The sequence below is a fragment of the Pseudomonas sp. FDAARGOS_380 genome, from assembly GCF_002591235.1.
Lineage (GTDB): Bacteria > Pseudomonadota > Gammaproteobacteria > Pseudomonadales > Pseudomonadaceae > Aquipseudomonas > Aquipseudomonas salmasensis.
This window is the reverse complement of record NZ_CP023969.1, coordinates 1044451-1058205: the sequence shown is the minus strand read 5'-3', so window position 1 is coordinate 1058205 and position 13755 is coordinate 1044451. Positions and strand designations below refer to the sequence as shown.

Genomic DNA, 13755 nt, shown 5'->3' with positions numbered 1-13755 from the left:
TGTAGGACTTTTCGTCAGAAAGGATAGGTCATCATTTGGCTTGCCAGGCATGGAGTAGCGCGTGAACAAGCTTACGTCTGCAGTAAAAGTGCTCGTTGTCGACGATCAACCCTTAATCGTGGAGGAGCTCTGTGAATTTCTTGAAAGCAGCGGGTACCGTTGTGTCCCGTGCGAGTCCAGTGAGCAAGCTGTCCAGCGTTTCAAGGAAGACCTTCAGATCGGTTTAGTGCTGTGTGACCTGCATATGCCGGACATGGACGGTATCGAGCTGGTGCAGGCGCTGCAACGCATCGCCGGTAAACATCGTGCGTTCGAAGCGATCATGCTCACCGGTCGCGCCGACAAGCAGGATGTGATCAAGGCCCTGCGTGCAGGTATCGCCGATTACTACCAGAAGCCGATCAACCTCGATGAATTGCTCGAAGGCCTCAAGCGCCAGGAAGCGGCCTTGGAGGAACGACAAAAAGACCTGCAACTGGGCACGCTCAACCAGAAGTTGCAGTACCTGTCCGAATCGATCAACGACTTGTATATGGACTTGGACAAGGTGCGCCGCAACCCGACGCCCCAGGACCATGACGGGGACTCATCGGCCGATGACGCCGGGCCGGTGGAGATCCCGGCGATCTTCAATCAACTGTCACCGCGCCAGTTGGACGTGGCACGCCTGGTGGGCAAGGGCCAGACCAACTACCAGATTGCCTGTGAGCTGGGGATTACCGAGAACACGGTCAAGCTGTACGTGTCCCAAGTGCTGCGCTTGACCCATATGCATAACCGCACGCAGTTGGCGCTGGCGTTGTCACCGAGCAACTCGGCGATGCGCCAGCGGGTAACGGCGCACTAGCACCGCCCCACTGTAGGAGCGAGCTTGCTCGCGAAGAACGTCAACGATAACGCGTGCATCCTGGGTAACCGCGTTGTCTTGGCGTTTTTCGCGAGCAAGCTCGCTCCTACAGGATGGGTTGAGTTTTATTTGCTGCCCTGCGCAGTGCCGCCTGCTTTCTGATCAAAAAACTCCGGGATCGGGTGCTTGTTGCTGTCCAGCCAGCGCTTGAGCGCCTGCTCGCGTTCTGCCGGTGTGGTTTTTTGCGGGTTGGCCGAGGCTGCGCGACCGCTCAGTTGCAGCGCCATCCAGTTTTCCGTTTCTGCCTGCCGGGGTGAAGACGGCCCCGCTTCGATGGCCGAAGCAAGGAGCGGCAGGGCCAGGCAGGCAAGGCCGGCGAGGTAATGGAATTTCATCATCGACTCCCTATTTCACAGAGGCTGGCAGCGGCTCGCTGACCGCCGCTACCTGATCTTTGACTGGACGCTGCGGTGCCGTGCCAGCCTCCTTGAGGTGTTGCGCCCGCGCCTGGGCCCGGGTCACCTGCTCGGGGCTCAAGCCGAGTTGGCCGACCACTTTCGCAGCTTGCTCCCAGTTGTCCTGGTAGATCAGCAAGGTCACCAGGTTGACCGCCGCCAGTTGATCGCTCTGCTTGAGCTCGATGGCGGTCATGAATTCAAAGCGTGCGTCTTCCAGGCGCCGTTGGTCGAGGTACACCACGCCCAGGTCATTGCGGATTTTTTCGTCGGTGGGCGCCAGCCGTGCCGCACGTTGCAGGTGGGCCATGGCCTGGCCGTTGTCGCCCTTGGCCGACGCCAGTTGCCCCAGGCCGTGCTCACCGTCGGCGGCCAGGCAAGTGCCCAGCAGGCTGTGGTACAACGGCTCGGCGTCAGGGCGGCCCAGCAAGCGATAGGCACGGGCCTGGCGTTGACGAACCTGGGGCAGGGTGCTGGGCAGGTTTTGCAGGTTGGCGAGGCTGGCGTGCAGCTTGCCTTCGTTGGCCATGTCATCGGCCAGGTTCAGCGACAGCTCCTGGTCGGCGCTGGGCTTGGGGCAACTGCCCGGCGCCAGCAACCCGGCCCACGGAACCTGGCCATTACTGGCACAGCCGCCCAGCATCAGCAGGCTCAAGGCGACGATCAGTGGTTTCATGGCAGGCTCCTCAAAAGTTATTCAAGGCTCGGGAAATGGCGATCATCGCCGGCCCCCCGAGCACGATCAGCAAGGCGGGAAACAGAAACACCATCATCACCACGGACATCTTCGCGGACATCTTCGAGATGTATTCCTGCAGGCGGGTCAGGCGGCGGTCGTCGAGCAACTGCTTGAGGGCCAGCAAGGATTTCATCGCGCCGCCGCCTTGGTGGATCAGTTGCTGAAGAATGATGCAGGTGTCGGTGAACTCATCCACGGCCAGCAGGCGCGCGGTTTTGCCCAACTCTTCGGACAGCTCCAGGCCCGAGTCGACCCTTACCAGGATCAGGCGCAGTTCATGGGTCAGGTCCGGCAGCAAGCGCTGGGCTTCGGTGCTCAACACCCGCAGCGATTGCTCAACCGCCATGCCGGATTCGAACAGGATGCGCAGCAGCGGAATGAAGGTGGAAATTTCCCGCGCGATGCGCTCCTGACGGTATTTCGCGCTGAGGGCCAGAATGCGCTTGGGCAGCAAGTAACCGATGCCCAGGGCAATCGCCGGGGCAATCCAGGGTGAGCCGGCGTGAGGAAACAGCAGTTGCTGGCCGAGCAGGGTCAAGCCCAGCAGCACGATGGGCACGCCGATCTGGAAGGCGGCAAACATGGAACGCTGGTTGGCTTTGCGCCAGCCGACGCGGTTGAGCAGGGTCTGGGTTTCGTTGTCCAGGCTGACCGAGCGCTGGGCCACGGCGCTGGCGCCCAATTGGCGCATCAGGCTGCCGAGTTTGTCCTCGCGGGTCAGTTGGCCTTGCAGGCGTTGGCTGACCAGGCGTTGACGGCGCCGTTGCTCCAGCAGGTTGCCGACGATCAAGGCGACGGCGGCGAGCGACAACAGGATGCAGATCAGGATGGCCATCTCAGATACTCCGCAACATGCGCCACATGACGAAGGTGCCCGTGATGTCGAGCGCCGCCGCGGCCAGCAGCAGGTAGCGCCCGGTTCCGTCGTTCCACATGCTCATCAGGTAGCCCGGGTTGACCATCAAAAAGTAGCCGACCATGGCGATGGGCAAGCCTGCCAATACGTAGGCGGTCATGCGCGTTTCGCCGGTCATGGCCTTGAGTTGGCGCGCACCCTGTTCGCGCTCGCGGATCATCTTGATCAGGTTTTCCAGCAGCTCGCTGGCGTTGCCGCCGTAGCGGTGGTTGACCTTCAGGCCCAGGGCAAACAGGCGGAACTCATCGCGTTCGTAAAACTCGGCAAAGTCGCTGACCGACTCCGGCAGGCTCACGCCCATTTGCACGTTACGCTGGATGCGGCTCATCGCCTGTTTGAGCGGCGCTTCGGTGCTGTCGATTGCGCCCAGAACGGCGTCTGCCAGGGTGCGCCCAGACTTGAGGCTGCGCACGCTGTGGTCCAGCAGCTGCGGTAATTGTTCGACCATGCGCTGCACTCGCCGTTGGTAGCGCCAGGCGATATACACCCGCAACAGCAGCGGCGGCAGGATCAGCATGGTCAACAGGCCTAGCCCGCCGGCCAGCAGATAGCCCAGCAACATGCCCGCGGTCCAGCCACTCAGCCACAACCCCAGGCGGTCGGTGGGCTTGCCCAGGCCGGCGCGCTGGAACATGCGCTCCAGCGCAACCCAGCTGCCGTTCGGCTCCTGGGGCACCGGCTGGCCATCGCTGAGCCGCTCCAGCACCCGGTCGGTGCCGGCCTGGCGCAGCCCGCGCTGGAACAGCCAGACGGACAGGCTGATCAGCAGGACGCAAATGAGCAGCAAGACAAGTCCGGTCATGAGCCCTCTCTACAACGGCAATGCCGATTCGCGCCGCAGCTTGTCGCCGGCCGGGTTGAGCGCTTCGCGCAGGAAGCCGAAACCGGTACGGCGGTCGAGGCGGAACAGGGTGTTGGTGACATACACGTCGTCGCGCACGCCCACCACTTCCACCACCTCGCTGACGCAACGGCGCCCATCGGGCAGGCGCGTCAGTTGAATCACCACATCCAGTGCGGCGCAGATCATCTGCCGCAGGGTTTTCTCCGCCACCACACGGCCGGTCAGGCCCACCAGGGTTTCCAGGCGCAACAGCGCGTCCTGGGCGTTGTTGGCGTGCACGGTGCTCATGGAACCGTCGTGGCCGGTGTTCATGGCGGTCATCACGTCGAGTACTTCGACGCCACGGATCTCGCCAAGGATGATGCGGTCCGGGCGCATCCGCAGGGCGTTGCGGATCAGGTCGCTGGCCTTGACCTCGCCATGCCCTTCGGCATTGGGCGGGCGGGTTTCCAGGCGCACTACGTGGGGGTGGCCCAGTTGCAGCTCGGCCACGTCTTCGATGGTGACCAGGCGTTCGTGGGGGTTGATCAATTGGCTGAGGATATTGAGCAACGTGGTCTTGCCGGTGCCGGTGCCGCCACTGATGAGGATATTGCAGCGCTTGCCCACCGCCTCCTGGAAGAACTCGAAGATGTTGTGGTCGATGGTTTGCATCGCCACCAGGTCGCTGCTCTTGAGCATGTCCTTGCGAAATTTACGGATCGACAAGCACGGGCCATCCAGGGCTATCGGCGGGATGATCGCATTGACCCGGCTGCCATCGGGCAAGCGCGCATCGACCATCGGCGACGACTCATCCAGGCGCCTTCCGAGGGGCGCGAGAATGCGCTGCATCACGCGTTCTACATGGTGCGCATCGATAAAACGCAGGTCGCTCTGGTGAAGCACCCCGTCACGCTCGATAAACACCCGGTGCGGGCCATTGACCAAAATTTCGGTAACCGACACATCGCGCAGCAGCACTTCCAGCGGGCCGAAGCCGGTCAGCTCATCGACGATTTCCTCGGCCAGGCGCTCCATCTCATAGCGCGAGATCGCCAGGTGCATGCGTGTGATGTACTCGGCCACTTTGTCGATGACAAATTGCGCCAGGGATTGGCGCGAGCCTTCCAGCAGGTTCTGGCCCGACTCTTCGATGGCATCGATGATGTAGCGATGCAGCACCAGTTTCAGGCCATCGTGGTCGTTGTGCGCGGCTGCCCCACGGGCCGGGGCACCGAAGAGTTTTTCGCTGTTCATCGACTCGTCCCCAGCAGGCGTTCGAACCAGCGTGTCGAAGGTTTATCCAAGCCTTCGGTGCGTTTGGCCAGGCGCTCGCCCAGGTGGCGCAGGGCTTGGGTCAAGGCTTCGCGCGGGGCCAGGGTGAACAGGCTTTGCCCCTGGTTCTTGGCGTTCAGGCGCACCTCTGGGCTCAGGGGCAGCACAGCGATGCACTCCAGGCCGAAGCTTTTTTCCAGGGCTTCAGTGTCGGGGGCGCAGCCTTTGATGTAGCGATCGACGAGCAGCTTGGCATGGTCGAGCTTCATGCCTTTTTCGCGCCACAGGTTCAGCACCGCCAGGTTGCGCCGACAGTCGAGCACGCCCTGGTCGGTGCACCACAGCAACTTGTCGCAGTGGCTGACAAAGGTGCGCAGGGCTTCGCTGTCGGCTTGCCCGGTGAGGTTGACCACGATGTGCTGGAAGTGCTGGCGCAAGGCGCTGAGCAACATGTACAGCTCGGCGGCGCTGGTCATTTCCAGGGGCTCATCGCTGGCGGCGTAGGCGAGGATGCGCAGGCCGTCGTCGGTGCTGGTGAACGCGCTGTTGATCAGGGTGGCGTCCAGGCGGCGCAGGTGGCGCAAGGCGTCGCCGAAATTGAAGGTGCTGTCCAGGCCCAGCAGCGCCAGGCTGTCGCCCCTGGGCAGGCCGAGGTCGAGCATCAGCGTCTGCTGGCCACTCTTTTGCACCACCATTGCCAGGTGGCTCGCCAGCAGGGCGCCATCGGTATTGCCCTGGGCGCCGTAGAGCACGGTGAGGCCGCCGAGATGGGCGTTCGGCGCCGTGGGCGGCAAGCGCTTGCTCAAGCGCCGCACCAGCCCGGCCACTTCGCTGGAGCGCGAGCCATAGGCGACAAAATCCCGGGCGCCGGCACGCATGGCGTTGAGTACCAACTGGTTGTCCATGCCGTCGCCCAAGGCCACCACCGCCAGCATCGGCTTGGCTTCCAGAGCGCCTTCGATCAAGGCGCTCTGGGCCACCAGGTGTTCACGGTCCAGGCCCACGAACACCAGGTTGGCAAAGGTCACGTCCACCAGTGCCAGCAATTCATCGAGGCTGCCGCCGCCCACGCTGATCACTTGGCCAAGGGGCGCCAGCGCGCCCTGGAGCCATTCCAGGTCGGTGCTGTTGCGGGTGATTGCCAGGAAGGTCTGGCTCAGGCTATCGCTCATTGGGAGAGTCCACTGCGACGGTCGAAGTTGCCGTTTTCCAGGAAGAACAGGCGGAACCAATTCGGGTCGTAGGTGCGCAGTTTCTCGCCGGGCAGCGACGGCAACTGCGCATTGGCGGCCAGTGGCTGCACCAGATGCGGCGTGACAATCATCAACAGCTCTTTCTCCTCGCTGTTGATATTAGAGTCGCGGAAGAAGGCGCCAATGATCGGGATGTCGCCCAGGCCCGGCAGCTTGGCGATGGTGGAGCGGTTGGTGCTGCTGATCAGGCCGCTGATCACGAAGCTTTCACCGTCGGCTAGCGACACGCTGGTGTCGGTGCGCCGGACGGTGAGTGCGGGTACCTGGATGCCCTGGATCCGGATCGCGTTGTTGTAATCCAGCTCGCTGACTTCCGGGGCGACTTTCAAGGCGATGCGGTTGTGGTCGATGACCGTGGGCGTCAGCGTCAGGCGAATGCCGAACTCCTTGTACTCGATGGTGATGGTATCGCTGCCGGCACTGGGCACCGGAATCGGCACTTCGCCGCCGGCCAGGAAGGTCGCGCTCTGGCCGCTCATGGCCACCAGGCTCGGGCGTGCCAGGGTGTAGGCGAAGCCACTGCTTTCCAGGGCGTTGATCAGTGCCTTGACCCGCCCACCGCCAAACCCGATGTTGAAGTTGTCGGCGCTCACCGGCAATTTGAAGATGCCCTCTGAAGGGGACAGCAAGCTCGGGCTGCCGAGGAAGAAATTGTTGCCCATGCCGAGGATCTTGGTGCTGGCCTCCTTGAGCTTGGTGCGGCTGACTTCGACGAAGCGGATATCGGTCTGCACCTGGCTGGGCAGCGTCGGGTCTTCCGAGGGCGACAGCGATTGGCTGGTCAGCGCCGAGGTGGCTTTGCCCTTGACGAACACCATGCTCTGGCGCGGCGTGGTCGAGCAACCGGTCCACACCATCAGGCTGGTGGCACCGCTGCCGACGCCGGTGAGCAGGAAATGGCGGTCGCCGTTGACCCGCACGTCGGCGATTTTCGGGTCGCCGATGGCCAGGCGCGTAATCGCTACCGGCGATTGCAGCTCGGTCTGCAAACCTTCGCCCACCTCGATCACAGCGGGCAATTGGCCCAAGGCGTTGCAGTTGCCCGATGCGCCCATCGCCATGCCCAGGGGCAGGCACGGCAGCATCAAGGCCAAGGCCAATTGAGCGTAGCGTTGGCTCATTCAAGGCATCCTTGTTCAATCAGGGGGTAGGTTGTGCCGCCGCTGCGCCGCGAATCACTTCAACGCCCCGACGTTGGCCGGTGTCGGCCACCGCGGGGGTGATTTTTTTCGGCGGGCCGCTGAGGGCCAATTGGGTGAACTGGTAGAGGTCGCGGTTGGCGCTTTGCACCTTGTCTGGCGTGTCGCTTTCGCCGGCCCAGTAGCGGCTGAGCAATTGTTCGTCGGCACTGCGCACGGCCAAGCGCAGCGTACCGGCTTGGGAGGCGAGCATCAGCCGGCTCAGCAAGGGTTCGGGCACCGCCAGCACCACACTGCGCGCGGCGGTGCGGCGTTGCGCCGCCTGAGCGCGTTCTTCGGCGGTGGCGGGTGGCGGCACGGCCGGGGTGCCGTCGTTGGCCAAGCCCAGTTGGTCGCCGACGCTGAGCAGGCGAATCGCCGGGATGACCACCTGCGCCGACTGCTCGGCATTGGCATTGTCCTGGCGCAAGAACAGCAAGACGTCCACGTAATCGCCTGGGCTCAACTGGCCACCGGCACCGATGACCTCATCGACGGCGACGGCCAGCGCCCGTTCGTTTGTACGAATCATGCGGGCCAGCGGGCCGCCGGCGGTGAAGCTTTCATCATTAAGCCAGGTGCCGGCACCCAGGGCCCGCAAGGGCGTGCGGCCGATGGCCTGGTCGATGCTGGTCAAGCTGCCGGCTGGCACGGTGCGCAGTGTTTCCACGGCGACATCGGCAGCAGTGAGGGGCACAAAAGGCGCAACCGCATGCACCAGCACCACGACCGGCTGGCGGGTCTGGTCTTCTACAACCGCAACGGTTTTTTCAACGGAAATGACAGGTGCTGGCGAGGGTGCTACGGCGGGTGCCGGCGGACGGCTCAGCACCAGGCCCCAATACCCTGCAACCAGGGCTCCGATAAGCAGCAAGCCAGCCAGGACCATGCTGATACGACTGTTCATGACGGCGCTCCCTATCCTGTTGCACTGCTTTTATTCCCGTTTATCCAAACGAGTTAAATTCGCAACTGGGCTGTGATGAACAACTAACGATTTGGCTATTTGAAGGTAGCCCAGCTAGGACAAATTGCCATTACTGAATGAAAAATTTATCTGCGCGGTTAAAGCGGGGGCTGTAAATAACGGATTTGTGGGGCTGGCGGGGTGACTAATACTTTGTGATTAATTCGTTCTTACAGTTGTGAGTGTTAAATTTGTTGACAATGCTCTAGTGGCACACGGCAATCATTGTGCGGGCCAGCTGTATCGGCGCTTTGTGGCGCATGAAGGAGATCTCCTATGATCCTTGACCTGTTCTTGAAATTTTACATTCACGCTCAGTTATTCCTGCGCCGTAGAGACGGGGCGTCGGCCATTGAATATGTGATTATTGTGGCGATAGTTGCATTAGGTATCATCAGCTTTGGCGGTGGGCTTGGCGATAAAATAAAAGCCATTTTTCAGCAAGTGTCTGATGCGCTGCCAGCCGCGTAATAGTCTTTGCTACAGGTTATTGTTCCGGTAATTATTTTATCAGGTACCGCCCATGACCCACCCTTCGTCATCCCGCCAAAAAATCCTATTGGTGGATGACGAGGAGGATGCGCTGGTCGAGTTAGCCGAATCCCTCGAAAACGAGGGGTTCGTCTGTTTCACCGCGAACTCCGTCACCTTCGCCTTGCAAGAATTGACACTTCACCCTGATATCGCCCTGGTCATCACCGATCTGCGCATGCCCGAGGAAAGCGGTATCTCCTTGATCAAACGCCTGCGCGAACACACCTCACGCTCGCAGTTGCCTGTGATCGTGATGTCGGGTCATGCAGAAATGGATGACGTCAGCGATATGCTGCGCTTGCAGGTGCTGGATCTGTTTCGCAAACCTATCTACCTGGTGCGCTTGCTCGATACTCTCAACAACCTGTTTCCCCTCTCTACACTTGGTCGGTAACGGACCGGCACCGCTTATTAAATGTGGGAGCTGGCTTGCCTGCGATAGCGGTGGTTCAGTTAAAGATTCATTGACTGACACACCGCCTTCGCGAGCAAGCCCGCTCCCACATTTGGCTCGTGGGGTGCCAGGCACTTAGTCGTCGACTGTCCGGCCGTCATCGCAGGCAAGCCAGCTCCCACAGTTTGATTGCGGGGGCTCAGGTAGAAAGGTTTCGGCTGTCAGGCCGCAGGGGTCTGTGTCGGGCACTGATTCTGTGAGCAACACAGACCCTTGTGGGAGCTGGCTTGCCTGCGATAGCGGTGGTTCAGTTAAAGACTCATCACAGCTGATAACTGAAACTCAGCGTATACCGCGGCCTGCGGTTAAAGCTGTCCAGGGCGATATCCGACATTGGCTTGGCCGCCTCCAGCGCGATGTTGTAGTACTTCTTGTCGCCAAAGCGCAGACCCACCGCCGCCGAGGACATGTCGTTGGCCTTGACCGGCAGGTCGTTGAACCAGGATTTGGCGCGGTCTACCACCACATAGGGTTGCAGGATCTTCACCCAGTTGCCGGTGCGGTTGAAGCTGTAGTTGACCTCGTACGCCACCCCCCAGCCCTTGTCGCCCGAGCCTTGGTCGTCCGGGTAGCCACGGCCGAAATTCTGCCCGCCGAAGGTCACGCGTTCGCTGTCGGGCAGGGTGTTGTCGCTCCAGTACAGCGCACCGGACAGTACGCCTTGCCAGTTGTCGAAGAACTTGTCGCTTTGCACGCCGGAAAGGCGCAGGCGGAAGAAGTCGAGGTCGGGTTTGGCCACGCCCAGGTCACTGCGGGCCTTGGCGCCCAAGCCGTCTATGCCCTGGTACAGGCCACCACTGATGATGCGCAGGCGTTGCGCGTCGGCCTTGCGCCAGTCACCTTCGAAGGCCAGGGCACGCAGGTTGGATTCGATGTCGAAACTCAGCGGGAAACCCACCAGTTTGTAGCGTGTGGTCTGGTCGACCGCGTACAGGCGCGTGCCCAGGGTGAGTGACTCGGTGGGGGAGGCAATGAACGGGTGGCTCAGGCCAATGGAGTAGCGGTCGATGGACTGGTGCGGCTTGAGTTCGAAACCGCCGTCCAGTTGCACGCTGCTGTTGGGGTCGGCGCGATAGCGTTCGGCGGCGAGCGCCAGTTGGGTGCCCTCGGCGTTGATGAACTGGTTGTAGTCCACGCGGTAGTAATGCTCTTTGTCCTCGCCGGGCGGGAACAGGCCGCTGACGCTGAGTTGTTCACCCATGGACGTCTGGGAATTGCTGGTAGCGCTCAGCAACGCTTGCGTGCCGCCACGGCTTTTTTGCACCAGGCTCATGCTGGTGGTGAAAGGTTTGCGGCTGGCCTGGATCTGCATGTGCGTGGCGCCATCGGTGGTGCCCGGTGGCGGCACTTGCGCCTGTACGCTGAGGCCAGGGATGCGGCTCATCAGCGTGGTGTAGCGCTCGAAGGTCTTGCGGGTCAGTGGGCGCTCAGCCAGGAGCTTCTGCGCGAGCTTATCGACATAGGCCGACACCGAACCGATGTCGCCGGTTTGTTGATAGTCCTTGATATAGCCCTCCACCAGTACCACGCGAACCAGGCCGTTTTCGAAGTTCTGTTGCGGCAGGAACGCGTAGGACAGCAGGTAGCCATCCTCCTGATAACGGCGGGTGATGCCACGGGTCGCTTCGATCAGCTGCGCAAGGTTGGTTTCCCGTCCAATCAACGGCGCATATACCTGTGCCGTCTCGGCGAGCGGGTAGACCGTTCCGCCTTCGATCTGCAACTTTCGAATAGTGACCTTGGTGTCCATCAACAGGGGTTGGCCGGCAGTCGGCGGCGCCTCGGGTACCTGGGTTTTCGACGTGGGTGGTCGATAGGCGTCGGCGGGCAGGTTGGGCACCGGTAGGGTGCGGACAGTGTCGTTGCTGTTAAGAAAGCTGGGAAGGGTCTCGGCCTGGGCGTAGGCACTGAGGGTGAGCAATAACAACGGCGTCAACACGCGCATAGGACACTCCATGGTCAACTGCAGCAGCGCTTCGGGCCCGCCGGGTTCTGGGACTCGGTTCGGGAGGGTGGCGATTGATAAAGCGTGTCGCCGCCCATAAAAAAGACGAGAGACTTATTAAAGGTCTCTCGTCTCAACCAAGCGTAGGCGCTGTAGGGGAGGCCGTCTAATCGGCCAGGTGCATTTCTATTTGCCGGTCAGGCCGTTCAACAAACCGCCCAGACCGCCTGTTGCGGTAGTGCCGCCTGTGGTTGTGGCAGTGCCGGTTGCTGTGGTGGTGGTGCCGATGTTCAAGCCACCGAGCAAACCACCGCTGGTGCCGCCAGTGGTGCCGCCGGTTACCAGGCCTCCCACCGAGGCGACGGTGCCGCCGACTGCTGTGACGGTGGTGCCTACGGCATTGGTGATCGGGTTGGCATTGGCTGCTGTCAGGTTGGTGCCCACGCTGCTGACTGCGCCGCCGACTTGAGTCACCAGGCCATTCACCGGGGCACCCACACCGGTAGTCGTGCCGATGGTTTGCGTCAGGTTGGTGACGCCGCTGGTCACAGGGTTGAGCGCTGCGCCGACATTGGCGGCCACGGTGGCGACCGGTGCGGTAGCTGCGGTGTTTGCTACACCTGTGCCACCTAGCACAGTGCCCAGCGAGGCAACGGTGCCGCCGACTGCACCACCGGTCACACCCGCTGCACTGACGGTGCCGTTGGTGTTGCCCACGTTCAGGCCGGTGCCTACGTTAGCGACCAGGCCACCTACCTGCTCTAGAATGCCGGGAGCCGAGGTGCCACCGGTTGGGGCCACATAACCACCCGATTTATCCAGTGTGCCACCGACGCCAGTGAGCACGGTGCCGACAACGCTGGTGACCGGGTTGCCCGTGCCGCCCGTGCTGGCGACTTGAGTACCCAGGCCAGTGACAGCCGAACCGACTTTATCCAGTACGCCATTGAGGGGAGCGCCCAGGCCGGTTGCGTTGCCCAGGTTGCCGGTGGTGTTTTCCACCAGCGACACCACAGGCACCACGACTTTGCTGCCCAAGGTGTTGGTCAACGAACCCAGCGGGCCGGTGGTGCTGGCCGTGCTCAGGGTATCGCCGAGCATCGTAACGGTGGTGCCGACTTTATCCACGACGCCACCTACCGCTGTGCCCACGCCGCCTGTCACGCCGCCGACCACAGGTATGCCGCCCAGAGTGGTTGACAGTGATTGGCCTGTGGTCGAGAGGCCGCCGCCCAGGTCCGCCACGCCATTACCTACGCCTGCCACTGTCGTGCCCAGGGAGTTGCTGTTGGTGCCCAGTGAGCCCAAGCCGGTGGTCACACCAGTGCCTATGCTGTTAACAGCGGTGCCTGCCGAGGAGACCAGGCCGCCTGCGGTTGCGCCGACGATAGGTACGCCGTTCAACGTCGAACCCAGGTTACCGACAGCGGTACCGACATTGCCCACAGTGGTGCCAAGGGTGCCGGCGATCTGGCCGGTGACCAGTGGGGTGGTTGTTGAACCAGTGCCGCCACCAGTGCCACCACCGGTGCCGCCGCCGGTGCCGCCACCAGTGCCGCCGCCAGTGCCACCGCCAGTGCCGCCGCCAGTGCCACCGCCAGTGCCGCCACCAGTGCCACCACCGGTGCCGCCGCCAGTGCCGCCACCAGTGCCGCCGCCAGTGCCGCCGCCAGTGCCACCGCCAGTGCCACCGCCAGTGCCACCGCCAGTGCCGCCGTCACCGCCGCCCGTGCCGCCACCGGTACCGCCACCGGTGCCGCCGTCACCGCCGCCCGTGCCGCCGCCGGTACCGCCACCAGTGCCGCCACCAGTGCCGCCGTCACCGCCGCCCGTGCCACCACCGGTACCACCGCCCGTGCCACCGTCACCACCGCCCGTGCCACCACCGGTACCACCGCCAGTGCCGCCGTCACCGCCACCAGTACCGCCACCAGCACCTGCACCCGCATCCGGCGAGGACGCCGCCACGCTGGATTTATGCCCGCCACCACCGCTGCTGCAGCCGCCCAGGCTCATTGCCAGAACGAGGGCCAGCGCGGTACTTGCTTTCCAAAACACTACTTGAGTTTTCATGATTGAGTTCCTTGCACCTGGTACAACCTTGGTTGTTTCAAACCCTCGTTATTTCTTTGGATAACGATAGGTTTGTCCGTGTGGCTATCTCAGGCCAGGGCACTCTTTCACGCAATGCTCAACTTGGTATTAACGATTTATATACATCCGGCCATCGTCGGCTTAATGACTAATACCAAAGGTGTAATGGAGGGATGTTTCAGGATGTTTATATTAGCAAAATCAAAGCGTTGTAAATAAAGGCGGACCTCGTAAGGTCCGCTATAACTTAGGGTGTATATATACAATTAATC

The 13755-nt window shown here is 62.1% G+C and carries 13 protein-coding genes; 3 read left to right on the top strand and 10 right to left on the bottom strand.

Features of this window, described 5'->3' with window-relative positions; translation table 11 throughout:
- The first annotated feature begins 61 nt into the window (after positions 1-61).
- Positions 62-847: a response regulator transcription factor gene (locus CRN80_RS05180; RefSeq protein WP_098949678.1), complete on the top strand. Its 786-nt coding sequence runs from the start codon at positions 62-64 to the stop codon at positions 845-847.
- A gap of 125 nt (positions 848-972) precedes the next feature.
- Here CRN80_RS05180 and CRN80_RS05175 read toward each other — a convergent pair whose 3' ends face one another.
- The 8 genes from CRN80_RS05175 to cpaB are packed head-to-tail and all read right to left on the bottom strand — an operon-like array spanning position 973 to position 8396.
- Complete coding sequence (locus CRN80_RS05175; protein WP_098949677.1) at positions 973-1242, bottom strand: DUF3613 domain-containing protein; 270 nt, start codon at positions 1240-1242, stop codon at positions 973-975.
- Positions 1243-1252: 10 nt separating this feature from the next.
- Entirely contained in the window at positions 1253-1978 is a 726-nt protein-coding gene (locus CRN80_RS05170; protein ID WP_098949676.1) for a tetratricopeptide repeat protein, read from the bottom strand.
- A 10-nt stretch (positions 1979-1988) separates the two neighbouring features.
- Positions 1989-2876 carry a type II secretion system F family protein gene (locus CRN80_RS05165; protein WP_003188224.1) on the bottom strand — a complete coding sequence of 296 codons (888 nt, stop codon included), beginning with the start codon at positions 2874-2876 and terminating at the stop codon, positions 1989-1991.
- Position 2877: 1 nt separating this feature from the next.
- Positions 2878-3759, bottom strand: coding sequence for a type II secretion system F family protein (locus CRN80_RS05160; protein ID WP_098949675.1), 882 nt, complete (start codon positions 3757-3759; stop codon positions 2878-2880).
- A gap of 9 nt (positions 3760-3768) precedes the next feature.
- A complete protein-coding gene (locus CRN80_RS05155) occupies positions 3769-5040 on the bottom strand; it encodes a CpaF family protein (RefSeq protein WP_098949674.1) in 1272 nt (423 codons plus the stop codon).
- Positions 5037-6230: a pilus assembly protein gene (locus CRN80_RS05150; protein WP_032893740.1), complete on the bottom strand. Its 1194-nt coding sequence runs from the start codon at positions 6228-6230 to the stop codon at positions 5037-5039. Before CRN80_RS05150 ends, CRN80_RS05155 begins: the two co-directional genes overlap by 4 nt.
- Entirely contained in the window at positions 6227-7432 is a 1206-nt protein-coding gene (locus tag CRN80_RS05145; RefSeq protein ID WP_098949673.1) for a type II and III secretion system protein family protein, read from the bottom strand. Before CRN80_RS05145 ends, CRN80_RS05150 begins: the two co-directional genes overlap by 4 nt.
- A gap of 19 nt (positions 7433-7451) precedes the next feature.
- A complete protein-coding gene (gene cpaB, locus CRN80_RS05140) occupies positions 7452-8396 on the bottom strand; it encodes a Flp pilus assembly protein CpaB (RefSeq protein WP_098949672.1) in 945 nt (314 codons plus the stop codon).
- Positions 8397-8732: 336 nt separating this feature from the next.
- On the opposite strand from cpaB, the gene CRN80_RS05135 reads away from it, so the two are divergent.
- Complete coding sequence (locus tag CRN80_RS05135) at positions 8733-8927, top strand: Flp family type IVb pilin (RefSeq protein WP_020302460.1); 195 nt, start codon at positions 8733-8735, stop codon at positions 8925-8927.
- A 52-nt stretch (positions 8928-8979) separates the two neighbouring features.
- Complete coding sequence (locus CRN80_RS05130) at positions 8980-9384, top strand: response regulator (RefSeq protein ID WP_098949671.1); 405 nt, start codon at positions 8980-8982, stop codon at positions 9382-9384.
- A gap of 322 nt (positions 9385-9706) precedes the next feature.
- Here the strand turns inward: CRN80_RS05130 and CRN80_RS05125 are convergent, their stop codons facing one another.
- Together CRN80_RS05125 and CRN80_RS05120 are read right to left on the bottom strand one after the other, a co-directional pair.
- A complete protein-coding gene (locus CRN80_RS05125; RefSeq protein ID WP_098949670.1) occupies positions 9707-11389 on the bottom strand; it encodes a ShlB/FhaC/HecB family hemolysin secretion/activation protein in 1683 nt (560 codons plus the stop codon).
- 186 nt (positions 11390-11575) lie between these two features.
- Positions 11576-13462, bottom strand: a complete 1887-nt coding sequence (locus CRN80_RS05120; protein ID WP_098949669.1) for a collagen-like triple helix repeat-containing protein — start codon at positions 13460-13462, stop codon at positions 11576-11578.
- Positions 13463-13755: the final 293 nt, after the last annotated feature.